The sequence below is a fragment of the Kibdelosporangium phytohabitans genome (assembly GCF_001302585.1).
Classification (GTDB): domain Bacteria; phylum Actinomycetota; class Actinomycetes; order Mycobacteriales; family Pseudonocardiaceae; genus Kibdelosporangium; species Kibdelosporangium phytohabitans.
Genome location: NZ_CP012752.1, coordinates 11,229,479 through 11,245,278 on the forward strand (window position 1 = coordinate 11,229,479; position 15,800 = coordinate 11,245,278).

Below are 15,800 nucleotides of genomic sequence, written 5' to 3' on the forward strand. Positions count from 1 at the left end.
TCACGCGGCACGACCACCTCGGTAGCTGTCGTCCGCGCCACCTGGCAGGTACTCGGGGTGGTTGTCCCGCATGAAGACGATCAGCTTCTCCCTGACCTCACAGCGCAGGTCCCACGCGCTGGCGGCGTCGGCGGCGGACGCGAGCACGCGCACGACCATCGTCCACGGTGTGGAGTCCACGACCTGGAGGACCCATTCGCGCCGGTCCCACAGCTCGGACGCCTCCACGATCCGCCTGGCCTCGACGCGCAGCTCCTCCACCGGGGCGCGGTAGTCCAGGTGCAGCTGGATCGCGCCGATCACGCGGGTCTCGTGGCGCGTCCAGTTCTGGAACGGGGTCTTGGTGAAGTACGTCGTCGGCAGCACCAGCCTGCGTTCGTCCCACAGCTGGACCACGACGAAGGTCAGCGTCATCTCCTCGATGCGGCCCCATTCCCCTTCGACGACAACGACATCGTCGTAGCGCAGCGAATCCGTCAGCGCCAGCTGCATCCCGGCGAAGACGTTGGTCAGCGTGGTCTGCGCGGCCAGACCGGCGATCACCCCGAGGATCCCGGCCGAGGCGAGCAGTGACGCGCCGAGCGTGCGCAGTTCGGTGAAGGTCATGAACATCGAGGCGATCGCGATGACGGTGATCGTCGCGGTGGTCAGCCTGCGCATCAGCGCCACCTGCGTGCGCAGGCGCCTGACCCGCCGGTTGTCGGGGACGTCGACCTTCAGCCGTTGCAGGACGAAGTCCTCGATCACGAAGAGGACCTTGACCACCAGCCACGCGGCCACGACGAGCAGCGCGAGCAGCAGGGCGTGCCGGATCCCGGTGATCACGCGGTTGTCGAACTCGAACAGCACGATGTAGTTCGCCGCCACGACGAGCACGGCGACGAACGGCTTGTGGCAGTTCTCGTGCAGCTTCGTCAGTGTCCGCCGGTAGCGGCGGCGTGCCACGAAACGAACGAGCACTCCTGTCAGCCAGCCCGCCAGCAGCGCGGCCACGGTCGCGACAGCAACAGATAGGACTATTTGCCAGAACACGCTTCCCACACTGAGGGATCAGGGTGGTGTTGGCGAATCGACAGCATTGGCTCGTGTGGCGAAGAACTCGGTTTCGGCCTCGGTCGGGGCCAGTCGGGCGGCCTGGCGGTCGGCCTCGGCCGCCTCCGTGACACGTCCCAGTGCACGCAGGAACTCCGCGCGGGCGGCGGGGTACAGGTAGTAGTGGCTCAGCTCGGCCGAGAGCCGGTCCGCCTCGGCCAGACCCGCTGCCGGGCCGTGGATCTCGGCCATCGCCACCGCGCGTCCCAACGCGGCCGTCGCCGACGGGTGGACCGCCACGAGCTCGTCGTACAGGGCAAGGATTTGCGGCCAGTCGGTGTCCGCGTAGGCCGGGGCTTCGGCGTGCACAGCGGCGATCGCCGCCTGCAACGCGTACGGTCCACCGCCGCGCAAAGCCCGTGCCACCAAGGGAAGCGTGTCGTCGATGGCGGCGCGGTCCCAGAGCGAACGGTCCTGGGCCGCCAGCGGAACGGTTTGGCCGTCACGCGACCGGGCCGCGGCGCGGGCTTCGGTGAGCCGGATCAACGCGAGCAGGCCGAGCACCTCGGGGTCCGGCAGCAGTGACGCGAGCAGCTCGGCCAGTTCCACGGCACGGTCGGCGGAACCGGCCGTGTAGACCAGGTACACCACGGCCAGCACCGCGGGCAGGCGGGCAGTGAGGTCGTCGGGGACCTGGAACGGGATCGCCGCCGCGCGGATCTTCTTCTTCGCCGTGGTCAGCCGGGCGGCCATGGTCGCGTGCGGGACGAGGAACAGCCGCGCGATCTCGCTCGCCCGCAGCCCGCACACCAGCCGCAAGGTCAGCGCCACGCGGGCGTTCATGGCCAGCGCGGGATGGCAGCACATGAAGATCAGCCGCAGCCGGTGGTCCTGGATCACCGGCGGGTCGTCGCCGGGTACGACGAGCAACGGCAGCTTGCGGGCCAACGCGTCGGCGCGGCGCATCCGGTCGAGGGCCTTGCGCTTGGCCGTTGTGGTGAGCCAGCCCACAGCGTTGGGCGGCACACCGTCCCGTTGCCACGCCACCACAGCGGCTTCGAACGCCTCCTGGACGGCGTCCTCGGCCGCGTCGAAGTCACGGGTCAGGCGCATCGTCGCGGCGAGCACGGCGGCCCAGTCGCGGCGATGCGCCTGTTCCAGCGCCGGGTGGGTCATGCGCCCCAGATCGGCCTGATCTCGACGCCGGACCCGATCGGGAGTCGCTTGGCGACCTCGATCGCCTCGTCGAGGGTGTCGGCCTCGATCACGTAGAACCCGCCTATGTGCTCCTTGAGCTCCACGTAGGGGCCGTCCGTGACGAGGACGTCGTCGCCCTTCGGGCGCAGCGTGGTGGCCGTGTAGGAGGGCCGCAAGGCCTCGCCGTAGTAGGGACGGCCGCGGTCGGTGAGGTACTGGACGAACTCGCCGTGCGCGCTGAGCGCCTTGTCGAGCTCCTCCTGGGGGACCGCGGTCCAGTCGGTGTCCGGTTCGTGCAACAGCAGCATGTATTTCATGTCCACTCCACGAACGGGGATACCGGAAAATCGAAAGGCTAGGCCTGTTCGTCCCCACGCAGTTCGGCTCGCAGCCGCTCACGCTCGGCGCGGCGGGACTCGCCGCGCTCGGCCATGCCCGCGGTGACCCGCTGGTTCAGGCTGCGGAACAGCACCAGGCTGAGCGGGAACGCCACCACGACGGCGACGGCCAGCCCGACGAGCAGCGGGATCTTGACCAGGACGAGAACCGCTGTCACCACGGCGACGAGCGCGATCCGCGCGGCCGTGTACAGCGCCAGGTCTCTGCCGAAATGGGCTTCCACAGTCACGCAGCCTACTCGGCGAGTTCGGTGTTCGGACGGCCCTCGAACCGGGTGGAGAGCACCACCGTGGTCCTGGTCCGCGCGACGCCGTCGATCCGGCGCAGCCTGCCCAGTGTGCGTTCGAGCTGGTCGACCGTGGGCACGCGCACCTTCACCACGAAGGCCTCGTCGCCCGCGACGGCGTAGCAGGACTCGACCTCGGACAGCTGGCCCAGTTTGATGGCGACCTCGTTGTCCTCGGCGTTGTCCGACGGCTGGATGCCCACGAGCGCGGTCACGCCGAGCCCGATCGCGCGCGGGTCGACGGTCGCGTGGTAGCCGGTGATGACGCCGCCGGATTCGAGCTTGCCGACACGCTCGTGCACGGCCGACGCGGACAACCCGACCTGGCGGCCGAGTTCGGCGTACGTGGCGCGGCCGTTGAGCCTGAGCTCGTTGATGATGCGACGGTCCAAGTCGTCCACGGGCAGAGCCTACGACTACCGCGTTACCGCCCCGCGAGGCACCGGCATCAGGCGTAGGGTCGGTGAAGGTAAAGCTTCGAAGGGCTAAGTGACCAGCCTCACCCAGTTTGCCGCAGATTTTTTGTCGAGTTTCGGGCCGCGGGACCGCGTTTTTACCTTCGCCACGGCGTGGGTAGATCGTCACCGACCCGCCTTTTGCCTGGTCAACCCGGTTGATGTCCAGAGTGGGCGATTTGCCCCTTACTACCTCTTTACCTTTACTTAGCCGTTCGAGTACCCGACGGGCGAGATGACACGATGCGACCGGAACGCCGGGAATTTGTGTTAGGAGGCGCCAGATGACCGCCACCATCGGTCACGTCAGCGAGCGGCTGCTCACCCCAGGTGAAGTCGCCGCTCTGTTCAGGGTCGACCCCAAGACCGTGACCCGCTGGGCCACCGCTGGCCGGATCGGCTCGATCCGTACCCCGGGTGGACACCGCCGGTTCCGCGAGTCCGAGGTGAAGACGCTGCTCGCCGAGCTCACCACCGAGGCCAGCCACGGCGACTGACCTCCGAGGTCAGTCACATTCGGTCATCTCCTGCATGGGGTGACGGCACACCACAGGCAAACGGGCTAACCTCGGGTAGTGAAACTCGAGGAGGTGGCGACATGCTGTATTTGCTCGCCGCGGTCGGAGCCCTGACCGTCGCCGTGCTGCTGTGGCGAGCGTTCGGCGCCCAGGCAGCCGGGGTCACGGCGCGCCGGGAGCGCGGCGTGGTCGCCCCTGATGACGACCCCGAGTTCTTGAAGGGGTTGGCCGAACGCAACAAGAAGGCCGGCGAGGATCCGCCGGCCTAGCAGGTGCACAAGGGCGCTACTGCTTGCTGGCGAAGTCGTCGGCGACAGTGGCCGCCACTTCGAGCAACGCCATCTTCGTGGCGTGCTGCAGCCGATCCAGTTCGATCTCCGCACCTTCTTCCAGGTGCGGATCGAACGGGATCAGGCACACCGCCCGGCACCGCGCGCCGAAGTGCGCGGCGAGCTTGTCCAGGTCGACCGAACCGGACTTCGGCCGGACCGAGTTGATCACCGCGACCGACCTGGCCACGAGGCTGCCGTAGCCGTGCGCGTCCAGCCAGTCCAGCGTCGCCGAGGCGCTGCGCGCGCCGTCGACCGAGCCGGACGACACGACCACCAGCGAGTCGGCGATGTCCAGCACGCCCTTCATCGCCGAGTGCATGAGTCCGGTGCCGCAGTCGGTCAGCACGATGTTGTAGAAGTGCTCCAGCAGCGCGACCGTGCGCCGGTAGTCGTCCTCGCTGAACGCCTCCGAGACCGCCGGGTCCTGCTCGCTGGCAAGGACTTCCAGCCTGCTCGGCCCCTGCGAGGTGTACGCGCGCACATCGCTGTACTTGGTCACGCGGCTCGCGTCCCGCAGCAGGTGGCGAACTGTCGCCGTTGTCTCCAGCGGGATCTTCTGCGACAGCGTGCCGCGGTCGGGGTTCGCGTCGACCGCGATCACCCGGTCACCGCGCAGCGACGAGAACGTCGAACCCAGCGTGGTGGTCACGGTGGTCTTGCCGACGCCGCCCTTCAGGCTCAGCATCGCGATCTTGTAGCAGCCCCGCAGCGGCTGGCTGACCCGTGAGATCAGCTCGCGCCGCTGGACGTCCTCGGTGCTCTCGCCGAGGTTGATCGTGCGGCCCGAGGCCATGTACACGGCCTTGCGCCAGCCCGACTGCGGCCGCTTCTTCTCCTGCTTGATCAGCCGTGAAGTGGACAGGTCGTGCGGCGCGGGGCTCGTGCCCTGCGGCGGCGGTTGCTGCTGCGGGAACGGCTGCGGCGGATACGGCTGCTGCTGCCCCGGGTACTGGTAACCGGGCTGCGGCTGCGGCGGCACCTGGTAGGGCCCCGATCCGCCGGGCACCTGGTACGGACCCGAGCCACCCGGCACCTGGTACGGGCCGGACCCGCCCGGGACCTGGTGCGGACCTGAACCACCCTGGGGCACCTGGTAGGGACCGGAACCACCCGGCGGAACCTGGTAGGGACCCGACCCACCGGGAACCTGCTGCGGATCGGGCGCGGCCTGCGGCGGTTGCTGCGGGACCTGGTAGGGGCCGGAACCGCCGGGAACCGGGTACGGACCTGAGCCGCCAGGCACCTGGTGCCGGCCGGACTCCGCCGGATCCTTGGCGGGGTAGGGCGTCGAGTCCGTCGATGGCTCCGCGTAGAGCTCCGGCTGGTCGGCAGCGGTCTCGTCGTCAGCCTGGGAAGCCGCCGGAGGGTTGTCTCCGCTAGCCGGCTGCTGCCACGCGGCGCCGGGCCGCTGAGCGGAGTCGTCGTAGCGTCCAGTCACCCCGGAGTCCTCCTGCGGATGTCATGGATCGAGACCACCTCGACCACCGCATGCGACGGTAGCCGTAGGCGTGCTCGCAGGTCGAACGGGGTGACCTGTTCGGATCGCTCAGCCGTTGGCGTACGAGTGCAGTCCGACGGTCACCAGGTTGACGAAGAACAGGTTGAACACCGTCGCGGAGAACCCGAGGATGTTGATCCACGCCGCACGGCTTCCACGCCAGCCCGCGGTGGCACGAGAGTGCAGGTAGGCCGCGTAAACGACCCACGCGATGAAGGCGACAGTCTCCTTCGGGTCCCATCCCCAGAACCGCCCCCACGCCGCCTCGGCCCAGATCCCGCCGCAGATGACGCCGAAGGTGAAGATCGGGAAGGCGATGATCGTGGTCCGGTAGGCCACCCGATCGAGCACGTCCGCGGCGGGCAGCCGCGTACCGAGCCGGACAAACTTCGTCTGATCCTGGTCATAACGATTGCGGATCAGGTACAGGATGCTGGCCACACCGGGGACCAGGAACAAACCGGACGCGATGATCGCGGCGGCGACGTGGATGATGATCCAGTACGAGCGCAGCGCGGGCTGCAGCGGCGCGGCCTCGGAGTACAGCAGCGTGCCGCCGAGGAACATCAGGATCACGATCGGCAGCATCACGAACACCGACAACCGGCGGACCGGGAACTTCCGCATCAGCACGACCCACGTGACCACGGCGACCAGGCACACGGCGGACATGTACTCGTACATGTTGCCCCACGGCACACGGCCGACGGCGAGACCGCGCAGCACCAGTGAGCTGAAGTGCAGCAGCGCGCCGAGGACCATGAGCGCCGCACCCATCCGGCCGTAGCGCTCCCACTTGTCACGCTCGTCACGCGGACGCAGGCCGATGGCCGGAGTCGCGGGGTCCACCGGTTCACCGGCCGACGGCGCTCCGACGGTGGCGAGTTTGCGTGCGGCCGCACGTTTGGTCTCGGCGCGGCTGAAGGCTTGCTCGAGCAGGGCCAGCCCCATGGCGAGGACGTAGACCAGCACGGTCGCGCCGTAGGTCCAGTCACCGAACTGGGCAAGGGTCTCGTTGACCATCAGTTCTTCCCTCCGGATACCGCATCCGCGAGCCGTTCGAATTCCTCGCCGTATCCGGCCTGGTCGGTGCGGGCGAGTCCGCCGACCTCGACCACGGTACGGCCGTCCGCCGCGGGCACCACACGGACCCACAGCCTGCGCCGCTTGATCATCAGCGACCCACCGATACCCAGGATGATCGCGATGGCGAACACGAGCACCCAGATCTGTCCCGGATCATGCGAAACCTGGAGGTAGACCCAGCGCTGCACGCCGTCGAAACGGACGACGGTCTTGTCGTCGAGCGTGATCTCGCCGCCGACCGCGAGGTTCTCCCTGGCGACCTTCTTGAGCCTGCCGCCGGAGACCATCGACTCGTCGACACCGAAGATCGACTGGCCCCTGCCGTTGTCGATGCCGAGATCGCCGCGCAGCACGTCCACCGCGACCATGGGTTTGCGCAGGTCGGGGAAGCTCGAGTTGAGCAGGTTGCCGTGCAGCAGTGCGGTCGGGGCGAACAGGCCGGTCACCGCGATCTGCTTCGTCCTGCGCTCCTCGGCGTTCGTGATGCCCGGCGGGTCGAACTTCGTCGCGCCCTCGGACAGGAACGTCACCTGGTTCACCGGACGCCACTGGGTGTCCATCGTGCGCTTCTCGCCGTTGGGGAACGTCACCGTGAAGACAGGCGCGTACCCGTGGCCCAGCAGGTAGACGCGGTCGCCGTTGGTACGCAGCGGCGAGTTGACCTCAAGGCCGTAGTCCTGCCACTTGCCCGTGTCCAGGTCCTCGGTGGACTGGTACTCCAGGTTCGCCCGGAACAGGTCCGGCTGGCCGGTCGGCAGGAAGTTCACGTCGAACGACTTGACCTTCACGCAGAACGGCGTCAGGTCGGTCCCGTCGACGGTCAGGCCGGGCTGGAAGGAGTCGTAGCCGAGCACGCCCGAGTTGCAGAACTCCTGCCTGCCGTCCGCCTTGACGATGACCTGGCCCTCGTAGCCGTAGAGCTTGCCCACGGCCAGCGCGATGATCAGGCCGAGCATGGCGAAGTGGAACACCAGGTTGCCGGTCTCACGCAGGTATCCGCGTTCGGCGGAGATGGTGCGTGCGCCGCCGTCCTCTTCCCGCACGACCTTGCGCCAGCCGCCCAGCGCCTTGGTGGCGCGCGCGATCGCCTCGTCCGGGGTGCCGTCGACCGTGCTCTCGGCGTGGTGCGGCATCCGGGAGAGGTTGCGCGGGGTGAGCACCGGCTTGGCGCGCAGCGCGCGGGCGTACTCCATCGTCCGCGGCAGCAGGCAGCCGACCAGCGAGATCATCAGCAGGATGTAGATCGCGCCGAACCACACGCTGGCGTAGACGTTGTAGAGCTGGAGCTGGTCGAGCAGCCTGCCCCACCAGCCGTGCTGGGCGATGTAGTCCGCGACCTTGTTGGCGTTGAGCGTCCGCTGCGGCAGCAACGCGCCGGGCAGCGCCGCGAGCGCGAGCAGGAACAGCAGGATCAACGCGGTGCGCATGGACGTCAGGCCACGCCATGTGTTGCGCAGGAACGGAATCCCGGGAATCGTCACAGGGGCAGCCCCGTATCGGTGATGAAGGCGTAGCGCATCCAGGCGATGAACTCGCCCCAGAGGCCGGTGACCAGCAGCACGCCGACCGCGAACATCAGCACCCCGCCGAAGATCTGCACCTTGCGGCCGTTGCGGCGCAACCAGCCGGTGGCGCGCACGGCCCACCGCGCACCCAGCGCGATCAGCAGGAACGGCACGCCCAGGCCCGCGCAGTAGAGCAGGACCAGCAGGATGCCGCGGGCGCCGGAACTGCCGGTGCTGGCCGCGATGGTGAGCACTCCGGACAGCGTCGGTCCGATGCACGGCGTCCAGCCGAGCCCGAAGATCCCGCCGAGGATCGGAGCGCTGATCAGGCCGCCGCGCGGCAGTTTGTGGAACCGCACGTCACGCTGGAACATCGGCACGAGACCGACGAACACCAGCGCCATCAGGATCATCACCACACCGCCGACGCGTTGCAGCACATCCTGGTTGAGCAGCAGCTGATCCGACAGCCACACCAGGCCGCCGACCGTCGCCGTGAACACGACCGTGAACCCGAGCACGAACAACCCGACCGCGCCGAGGACCCGGTAACGGCCGCGTTTGGGCTGCTCCTCCGAGCCGACCGCGGGCGCGTCCGCCCCGACCAAGGCGGCCAGGTAGGCCAGGTAGCCGGGCACGAGCGGCACGACACACGGCGACGCGAACGAGATCATGCCTGCGAGCAGGGCCAAGCCGCTGGCCAGCAGCAGCGGTCCCGACGCCGCGATCTCGGTCGGATTCACGCATTAGAGGGTAGGCACGGTCCTTGACACGTCCCCAACCGGCACCCGGGACCTAGGTCCCTGGTCACATCTACTTCTCGGCGAGCAGCCGCTCGACGACCGGCTCGAAGTCCGACTTCAGCTTCGCGATCAGGAACACCTGGGCCACCCGGTGCTGCTTGTCCAGGATGATCGTGCTGGGCACGGCGCTGCGCGGGTAGCCCTTGAGGCCCAGCAACGACCTGCTGCCCGGGTCGTAGATCGACGGGTACGTCAGCCCACGGTCGCGCATGAAGTCCTCCGGCTGGCTGCGGGCGTCGTCACGGACGTCGATGCCCAGCACCTGCACACCCTTGTCCTTGTACGCCTTGTACAGCTCCTCCAGCTCCGGCGCCTCCGAGCGGCACGGGCCGCACCACGCGCCCCAGATGTTGACCAGCACGACCTTGCCCGCGTAGTCGGACAGCTTGATCTGCTTGCCCTGTTCGAGCAGGCTCTCGCCGGTGATGTCGGGCAGCGGCTTGCGGTCGGCGCCGTCGTAGACGATCTCCAGCTTGCCGCCGGGGGCGACGAAGTCGAACTCCGTGCCGCGCACGACCGCGTCCGTGCCGGTCGAACATCCCGCCAGGACGAGCAGAGCGGCGGCGATCGCAAGCCTCCTCATGCGCCCGTCACCTTCGGGTCGGTGGCACCGGCGGGCTCGTGGTAGCGGATCCGGACCAGCTGCTCGTCCTCGAACTCGAGGCTGGTCAGCGACGCCAGCGAGCACTCGCGGTTGCGCGGGTCGTGCCACATCCGCTTGCCTTCCAGGAAGCGGCGCAGCGTCCAGATCGGCAGCTGGTGGGACACGCACACGGCCTCGTGGCCGACGGCCGCCGCCCGTGCCCGGTGCGCGGCGCCGAGCATGCGGTGCGCGATCTTCAGGTACGCCTCGCCCCAGGACGGCCGGAACGGGTTCGTCAGGTGCTTCCAGTGCTTCGGGGAGCTCAGCGCGCCCGCGCCGACCGAGACCCGCTGGCCTTCGAACACGTTCTCCGACTCGATGAGGCGGTCGTCGGTGGCCAGTTCGAGCTGCTGCGAGTCGACGATCGGCCGCGCGGTCTCCTGCGCACGTTGCAGCGGCGACGCCACGACGTGGGTGACGTCACGGTCCTTGAGGAACTCCGCAACGGTCAGCGCCTGGCGTCGTCCCAGGTCGGACAGGTGGAAGCCGGCCAGGCGGCCGTAGAGGACGCCTGTCGGGTTGTGGACTTCGCCGTGCCGGAGCATGTGGACGATCGTGCGGGTCATTTGACGGCCTCCGCGGCTGCGGCCGCCGCGTGGGGCAACGCGTCGGCGATGACACTGAACGCCTCGTCGTCGAGGGCGGCGTTGACGAACCACGCTTCGTACGCACTCGGCGGCCCGTAGACACCGCGTTCCAGCAATGCGTGGAAGAACGCGGGGAACCGCCAGGTGTCGGCCTTCTTGGCCCCTTCGTAGTCGGTGACCAGGTCTTCGGTGAAGAACACGCTGACCAGGTTGCCCGCGTACTGGACGCGGTGCGGCACGCCCTTCTCGGTGAGCGCGTCGGTGAACAGCGCACCCAGCTTGTGGGCGTTGGCGTCGAGCTTCTCGTAGACGGCCGCGTCGGCGTTGCGGAGGTTCGCGAGCCCCGCGGCGACCGCGACCGGGTTCCCGGAAAGGGTCCCGGCCTGGTAGACGGGGCCGAGCGGGGCCAGCTTGGCCATCACGTCGGTCCGGCCGCCGAACGCGGCGGCGGGCAGGCCACCGGACATGACCTTGCCGAAGGTGTACAGGTCACCGGCGACGCCTTCGAGGCCGAACCACCCGGCGCTGCTGACCCGGAACCCGGTCATCACCTCGTCGATGACGAGCAGCGCGCCGTACTGGTTGGTGAGCGATCGCAGGCCTTCGTTGAACCCGTTGACGGGCGCCACCGCGCCCATGTTGCCCGCGGCGGCCTCGGTGATCACAGCGGCGATGGTGTCGCCGTGCGCCTCGAAGGCCGCGCGCACGGCGTCGACGTCGTTGTACGGGAGGACAATGGTGTCGCCGGCCTGCGCGCCCGTGACGCCGGGCGTGGTCGGCAGGCCGAGCGTGGCCACGCCGGACCCGGCTTCGGCGAGCAGGGCGTCGACGTGGCCGTGGTAGCAGCCCGCGAACTTGATGATCTTCGTTCGGCCGGTGAAGCCCCGCGCGAGGCGGATGGCGCTCATCGTGGCCTCGGTCCCCGAGTTGACCAGGCGCACGTGCTCCACGGGAGCGACGCGCTCGATGATCTCCTCGGCGAGCTCGATCTCGCCCGCGGTCGGCGTGCCGAACGACAGGCCGTTGACCGCGGCCTCCCGGACAGCCTCGACGACCTGCGGATGCGCGTGGCCGAGGATCATCGGCCCCCACGACGAGACCAGGTCGACGTAGCGGTTGCCGTCGGCGTCCCAGAGGTACGTTCCCGCGCCCTTGACCATGAACCTCGGCGTGCCCCCCACCGAGTGGAACGCCCGCACCGGCGAGTTCACCCCACCCGGGATCACGGCACTCGCGCGCTCGAACAACTGGGCCGAGGTCTTGACCTGCTCAACACCTGTGCTCACGCGGCCAGTCTTACAGGTCCGGAAAAGTGGCCGGACGCACGGTCAACGAGTCGAGCGGGCAAGGGCCGTCGGTCCTCAGGAGGCGGGGCGTCTGGTGATCGTGCTGGCGGTCACGCCGTCCTCGCCGCGCTGGCCCTGGACCACGACCGACGAGCCGGGGGTGATGTCGGAGAGCTTGCCGGCCGTCGACGTCTCCACCTTCGTGCTCTCCGAGGTGGTCACTTTCACCTCGCTGCCGTCCGGCGGCTTCACGTAGATCGTGTCGCCTTCAACGCGGTCCACGGTTCCCGCTGTGCCGCCGCGGAAACCGCCGCCCTGGCCGCCCCCACCCTGGCCACCCGGCCCACCGGGACCGCCGCCTCCGTCGGGTGGGTACAGGAATCGCTGACCGCCTTGGCGCTGCGGTGATCGGGCCGCCGTGTCGCCGGATCCCGCGATCGCAGAGTGGGTCCAGACTCCGCCGAAGAACGCCACCAGCGCGAGCGCCACCACGCCAAGGCCGATCGTCGGCTTGGACAGGCCGCGTTTGGCCTGGGTCAGCTCCTTGTCGAGGTCGTCGGATCCGGCCACCGGCGTGGCGATCACGTGCTCGGGGTTCTGGTCGCTCAACGTTGTCTCCTAGTCGTGTCGAAGGGCTTCGATGGGGCGCAGCGAGGCCGCGCGGCCCGCCGGGTAGCTGCCGAAGAACAAGCCGATCAGTGCCGAGACGCCGAAGGCGAGCACGATCGAACCGGGGACGACCACTGGCGTGATCCCGGCGATGGTGAACTGGCTGCCGACCACCCCGGTGGCCACGCCCAGCACCCCGCCGAACAGGCTCAGCAGCGTCGCCTCGGCGAGGAACTGGCCGAGCACCACGCCTCTCGTCGCACCGATCGCCTTGCGGATCCCGATCTCCCTGATCCGCTCGGTGACGGTCACCAGCATGATGTTCGTGACGCCGATTCCGCCTACGAGCAAAGAGATCGCCGCCACCGACGCCAGCAGCACGGTGAACGTCTCGGTCGCGGTCGTCCTGGTCGCCAGCAGCTGTTGCTGGCTCAGCACACGGAAATCCGGCTGCTGGTTGGCGGCGATCCGGTGCCGTGCGGTCAGGATCGCCGTGATCTGCGCCTGTGCCGCGGACATCGAATCGGAACTCGTCGCCTGGACGAGGATCTGGCTGACCTGGCCGTAACCGGTCAGCGAGTTCTGCACGGCGGTCAGCGGGGCGATCGCCGTGTCGTCGGCGTTGGTCAGGCCGGCCGAGCCTTTCGACTGCAGGACACCGATCACGGTGAACTGGATGTTGTCGGCCAGCACCTGTTTGCCGACCGGGTCCGCGTCGCCGAACAGCTCCTGTGCCGTCGTCGGCCCGAGCACCATGACCTTCCGGCCCGCGGTGACGTCGTCCGCGGTGAACAGCGATCCGTTGGCGAGCGCGTTGTTGGACGTGGCGAAGTACTCCGGGTTCGTGCCGACCAGTTGCGGCACCTGGTAGCTCGTGCCCCGGTACACGGCGGTGACCGGGGTCGAGACCACCGGGGAGCTCGCTTTCACGTCCGGCGCGCCCAGTGGGTCCACCAACGCTTTCGCGTCCTGCACGGTCAGCGGTCGCGTCGTCGAGCCCTGGCCGCCCGCGCGGGACACCGTGAGCACGTTCGTACCCAGGCCCGCGATGCTCTGCTCGATCGACGCCGACGCACCACTTCCCACCGCCACCAACAGGATCACGGCAGCGACCCCGATCATGATGCCCAGCGTGGTCAGGCCCGAGCGCAGCTTGTTCGCCGCGAGCCCGCGCAACGCGAACCGCAGCACCTCACCGACTTTCACGTCAGCGCTCCCGTCATGCGCCACTGCGAGGTGTCCTCGACGATCCGGCCGTCCGAGACGCGCACGACCCGCGCCGCGCGGGCGGCGACGTGGTCCTCGTGGGTGATCATCACGATCGTCCGGCCGATCTGGTTGAGCCGGTCGAACACGGCGAGGACCTCGTCGGTGCTCTCGCTGTCGAGGTTGCCGGTCGGTTCGTCGGCCAGCACCATCGCGGGCCCGGTCACCAGCGCACGGGCCAGCGCGACTCGTTGCTGCTGCCCGCCGGAGAGCTGGTTCGGCTTGTGCCCGGCGCGGTCGACCAGCCCGACCACCTCCAGCGCCGCCATCGCACGGGCGCGCCGCTCCTTGCGCCCGACACCGGCGTAGATCAACGGTAGTTCCACATTGGACAGGGATGACGTCCGCGGGACCAGGTTGTACGACTGGAACACGAACCCGATCTTCCGGTTGCGCACCAACGACAACTGCCGTTCGTTGAGGTCACCGACGTCGATTCCGTCCAGTTTGTACGTTCCTTGCGTCGGTACGTCCAGGCAGCCGAGCACGTTCAGCAACGTCGATTTGCCCGAACCGGACGCACCCATGATCGCCAGGTACTCCCCGGGCCACACCGCGAGATCCACGCCGCGCAGCGCGTGCACCTCGGTGTCGCCGCTGCCGTACGTCTTCCGCAACGCGGTGATCTCGATGACCGGGTTCATCGCCCGTTCCCGCCGCCGGGCTGCACACGGATGCCACCGCCACCACCTCCACCGAAGCCGCCGCCCCCGCCGCCTCCGAACGGTGTGTTCCCGCGTTGCTGACCGGTGTTCCCGGTGGCCGGAGTCGTGGCCAGGACGACCTGCTCGCCGGCGTTCAGCCCGGATGTCACCTGTACCAGCGACTCGCTGCGCACCCCGATCTCGATCGGGCGGTTCGTCTCCTGGCCGTTGGCCATCACGGTGACCGTGTGCGAAGCGCCGACCGTGCGCATCGCGGCCGACGGGATCGCGACGGCGTTGTCAGCCTTGGCCACGGTGATCGCCACACTCGCGGACTGCCCTGGCCGCAGCTGGACGGGCGGTTCGTTGAGCGTCAGCGTCACGCCGTACGTCACGACGCTGTTGGACCCGGTCGTCGCGGTCAGGTCGATCGCCGCCACCTTGGCCGGTTGGGGCGTGTCGGGCAGCGCGTTCAGCGTCACGGTCGCGTCCTGGCCCGCTTTCACCTTGGCCACGTCGATCTCCGCGAGGTTCGCCCTGACCTGGAGCCCAGCCAGGTTCGTGATCGTGATGAACCCCGACGACCCGGCCGACCCCGACGAGGAGCCGCTGGTCGCCGCGGTGGACGACCCGCCGCTGGTGCCGCCGGACGAGGACGCTCCGCCCGACCCGGCTTTCTGCCCGACTGTCCCGTTCAAGGCGGTCACCGTCCCGTCGCCGGGCGCGGTCAGCGTGGTCGCGGCGACGGCCTGCTCGGCCTGCTCGACGCTCACCTTGGCCTGGTCGACCTGGGCCTGCAGCGACTTCGTGCTCTGTTGCTGCTGGGACTGGCCCGGCTGGGTCGTCGTGGTGGTCGTCGACGCGTTGGCCAGGTTCTCCTTGGCCGCGTTCAGACTGGACTTGGCGGCCGAGAGCTGCAGACGTGCCTGCGTGTCGTCCAGCTTGGCCAGTTGCCTGCCCTTGCTGACGACGTCACCGACCTTGACGTCGATCTGCGTGATCGTGCCGCTCGTGGCGAAGTCGGCGGTGCCGGTGTAGCTGCTCACCACGGTCCCGGCGGCCGAGACGGACTCGGCCACGCTGGTCCTGGTGGCGGCGACAGTGCGGACCCCGGCGGGCGCGGCTTCGTTGGCACTGGGCCACAGGAACGTGTACGCACCCCCGCCCGCGGCGACCAGCGCCACCACGAGCACTCCGTTGACCAACCACGCACGGCGTCCGCGTCTCATGGCGGCAATGCTCGACGCGGCAGGTCCCAGTCGGCTGGGAGCGACCTGGGAGTTGGCTGGGAGCCTCGAAACCCGGTCAGGCCCGGTGCTTGGGGCGGGCGCGGGAAGCCAGCACCAGCTGGCGGACGGCGTCGACCACCAGGACAGCGGCGACCGTGCCGGACAGGACCGACAACGACATCCAATGCCCGAAGTAGCGGTGCGACACGAGCGGCGGGCGACCGTCCTCGAACACCGTCGTGATGGTCGCGACACTCATCGGCCACAACCAGAACGCCAGCCAGACCAGCCCGGCAGCGACAACCAGCTCCGCGGCGGCGACGAGCGCGCGCTTGGGCTGGTTCAGCTTGGCGCGCACCGGCGGAAGCGGCGGGAGCTCCGGCTCCTGCTCCGATGCGGTCTTCGGCTGGGCAGTCACGCCTTGC

19 protein-coding genes are annotated in these 15,800 nt (G+C 69.0%); 2 read left to right on the plus strand and 17 right to left on the minus strand.

The window, feature by feature from the left end:
• From AOZ06_RS50365 to AOZ06_RS50385, 5 genes are read right to left on the minus strand one after another with little or no spacing between them, the layout of a single operon-like run.
• Entirely contained in the window at positions 1–993 is a 993-nt protein-coding gene (locus AOZ06_RS50365; RefSeq protein WP_054295868.1) for a mechanosensitive ion channel family protein, read from the minus strand.
• Between the two features lie 57 nt (positions 994–1,050).
• On the minus strand, positions 1,051–2,208 hold the full coding sequence (locus tag AOZ06_RS50370; protein ID WP_054295869.1) for an RNA polymerase sigma factor: 1,158 nt from the start codon (positions 2,206–2,208) through the stop codon (positions 1,051–1,053).
• On the minus strand, positions 2,205–2,546 hold the full coding sequence (locus tag AOZ06_RS50375) for a YciI family protein (RefSeq protein ID WP_054295870.1): 342 nt from the start codon (positions 2,544–2,546) through the stop codon (positions 2,205–2,207). Before AOZ06_RS50375 ends, AOZ06_RS50370 begins: the two co-directional genes overlap by 4 nt.
• 38 nt (positions 2,547–2,584) lie before the next feature.
• Entirely contained in the window at positions 2,585–2,857 is a 273-nt protein-coding gene (locus AOZ06_RS50380) for a DUF4229 domain-containing protein (protein ID WP_054295871.1), read from the minus strand.
• 5 nt (positions 2,858–2,862) lie between these two features.
• Positions 2,863–3,315 carry an Lrp/AsnC family transcriptional regulator gene (locus tag AOZ06_RS50385; protein ID WP_054295872.1) on the minus strand — a complete coding sequence of 151 codons (453 nt, stop codon included), beginning with the start codon at positions 3,313–3,315 and terminating at the stop codon, positions 2,863–2,865.
• Between the two features lie 338 nt (positions 3,316–3,653).
• Here AOZ06_RS50385 and AOZ06_RS50390 point away from each other — a divergent pair, with 338 nt between their 5' ends.
• On the plus strand, positions 3,654–3,866 hold the full coding sequence (locus AOZ06_RS50390) for a BldC family transcriptional regulator (RefSeq protein WP_054295873.1): 213 nt from the start codon (positions 3,654–3,656) through the stop codon (positions 3,864–3,866).
• A gap of 101 nt (positions 3,867–3,967) precedes the next feature.
• Positions 3,968–4,156, plus strand: coding sequence for a hypothetical protein (locus tag AOZ06_RS50395; RefSeq protein WP_054295874.1), 189 nt, complete (start codon positions 3,968–3,970; stop codon positions 4,154–4,156).
• Positions 4,157–4,172: 16 nt separating this feature from the next.
• On the opposite strand, the gene AOZ06_RS50400 is transcribed toward AOZ06_RS50395, so the two are convergent.
• The 12 genes from AOZ06_RS50400 to AOZ06_RS50455 all read right to left on the minus strand — a co-directional run bounded on the left by AOZ06_RS50400 (position 4,173) and on the right by AOZ06_RS50455 (position 15,793).
• A complete protein-coding gene (locus AOZ06_RS50400; RefSeq protein ID WP_054295875.1) occupies positions 4,173–5,657 on the minus strand; it encodes a MinD/ParA family ATP-binding protein in 1,485 nt (494 codons plus the stop codon).
• Positions 5,658–5,765: 108 nt separating this feature from the next.
• A complete protein-coding gene (gene ccsB, locus AOZ06_RS50405; RefSeq protein ID WP_054297505.1) occupies positions 5,766–6,743 on the minus strand; it encodes a c-type cytochrome biogenesis protein CcsB in 978 nt (325 codons plus the stop codon).
• On the minus strand, positions 6,740–8,230 hold the full coding sequence (resB, locus tag AOZ06_RS50410) for a cytochrome c biogenesis protein ResB (RefSeq protein WP_083472905.1): 1,491 nt from the start codon (positions 8,228–8,230) through the stop codon (positions 6,740–6,742). Before resB ends, ccsB begins: the two co-directional genes overlap by 4 nt.
• A 50-nt stretch (positions 8,231–8,280) precedes the next feature.
• Complete coding sequence (locus AOZ06_RS50415) at positions 8,281–9,051, minus strand: cytochrome c biogenesis CcdA family protein (RefSeq protein WP_054295876.1); 771 nt, start codon at positions 9,049–9,051, stop codon at positions 8,281–8,283.
• 70 nt (positions 9,052–9,121) lie between these two features.
• Positions 9,122–9,694 (minus strand): TlpA disulfide reductase family protein, encoded by a 573-nt coding sequence (locus AOZ06_RS50420; RefSeq protein WP_054295877.1) that lies wholly within the window; start codon positions 9,692–9,694, stop codon positions 9,122–9,124.
• Entirely contained in the window at positions 9,691–10,320 is a 630-nt protein-coding gene (locus AOZ06_RS50425; RefSeq protein ID WP_054295878.1) for a histidine phosphatase family protein, read from the minus strand. Before AOZ06_RS50425 ends, AOZ06_RS50420 begins: the two co-directional genes overlap by 4 nt.
• Positions 10,317–11,627 carry a glutamate-1-semialdehyde 2,1-aminomutase gene (gene hemL, locus AOZ06_RS50430; protein ID WP_054295879.1) on the minus strand — a complete coding sequence of 437 codons (1,311 nt, stop codon included), beginning with the start codon at positions 11,625–11,627 and terminating at the stop codon, positions 10,317–10,319. The genes AOZ06_RS50425 and hemL overlap by 4 nt, the downstream gene beginning before the upstream one ends.
• Before the next feature lie 75 nt (positions 11,628–11,702).
• On the minus strand, positions 11,703–12,236 hold the full coding sequence (locus tag AOZ06_RS50435) for a hypothetical protein (protein ID WP_054295880.1): 534 nt from the start codon (positions 12,234–12,236) through the stop codon (positions 11,703–11,705).
• Positions 12,237–12,245: 9 nt separating this feature from the next.
• Complete coding sequence (locus AOZ06_RS50440; protein ID WP_054295881.1) at positions 12,246–13,442, minus strand: ABC transporter permease; 1,197 nt, start codon at positions 13,440–13,442, stop codon at positions 12,246–12,248.
• Positions 13,439–14,146, minus strand: a complete 708-nt coding sequence (locus AOZ06_RS50445) for an ABC transporter ATP-binding protein (RefSeq protein WP_054295882.1) — start codon at positions 14,144–14,146, stop codon at positions 13,439–13,441. The genes AOZ06_RS50440 and AOZ06_RS50445 overlap by 4 nt, the downstream gene beginning before the upstream one ends.
• On the minus strand, positions 14,143–15,375 hold the full coding sequence (locus AOZ06_RS50450; RefSeq protein WP_054295883.1) for an efflux RND transporter periplasmic adaptor subunit: 1,233 nt from the start codon (positions 15,373–15,375) through the stop codon (positions 14,143–14,145). The genes AOZ06_RS50445 and AOZ06_RS50450 overlap by 4 nt, the downstream gene beginning before the upstream one ends.
• Before the next feature lie 76 nt (positions 15,376–15,451).
• On the minus strand, positions 15,452–15,793 hold the full coding sequence (locus AOZ06_RS50455; protein ID WP_054295884.1) for a hypothetical protein: 342 nt from the start codon (positions 15,791–15,793) through the stop codon (positions 15,452–15,454).
• Positions 15,794–15,800: the final 7 nt, after the last annotated feature.

Coding starts and splice junctions, on each gene's coding strand:
- AOZ06_RS50450 (WP_054295883.1), bottom strand. CDS start 15,375: ATGAGACGCGGACGCCGTGCGTGGTTGGTCAACGGAGTGCTCGTGGTG.
- AOZ06_RS50370 (WP_054295869.1), bottom strand. CDS start 2,208: ATGACCCACCCGGCGCTGGAACAGGCGCATCGCCGCGACTGGGCCGCC.
- AOZ06_RS50420 (WP_054295877.1), bottom strand. CDS start 9,694: ATGAGGAGGCTTGCGATCGCCGCCGCTCTGCTCGTCCTGGCGGGATGT.
- AOZ06_RS50445 (WP_054295882.1), bottom strand. CDS start 14,146: ATGAACCCGGTCATCGAGATCACCGCGTTGCGGAAGACGTACGGCAGC.
- AOZ06_RS50390 (WP_054295873.1), top strand. CDS start 3,654: ATGACCGCCACCATCGGTCACGTCAGCGAGCGGCTGCTCACCCCAGGT.
- resB (WP_083472905.1), bottom strand. CDS start 8,230: ATGCGCACCGCGTTGATCCTGCTGTTCCTGCTCGCGCTCGCGGCGCTG.
- AOZ06_RS50395 (WP_054295874.1), top strand. CDS start 3,968: ATGCTGTATTTGCTCGCCGCGGTCGGAGCCCTGACCGTCGCCGTGCTG.
- AOZ06_RS50425 (WP_054295878.1), bottom strand. CDS start 10,320: ATGACCCGCACGATCGTCCACATGCTCCGGCACGGCGAAGTCCACAAC.
- AOZ06_RS50375 (WP_054295870.1), bottom strand. CDS start 2,546: ATGAAATACATGCTGCTGTTGCACGAACCGGACACCGACTGGACCGCG.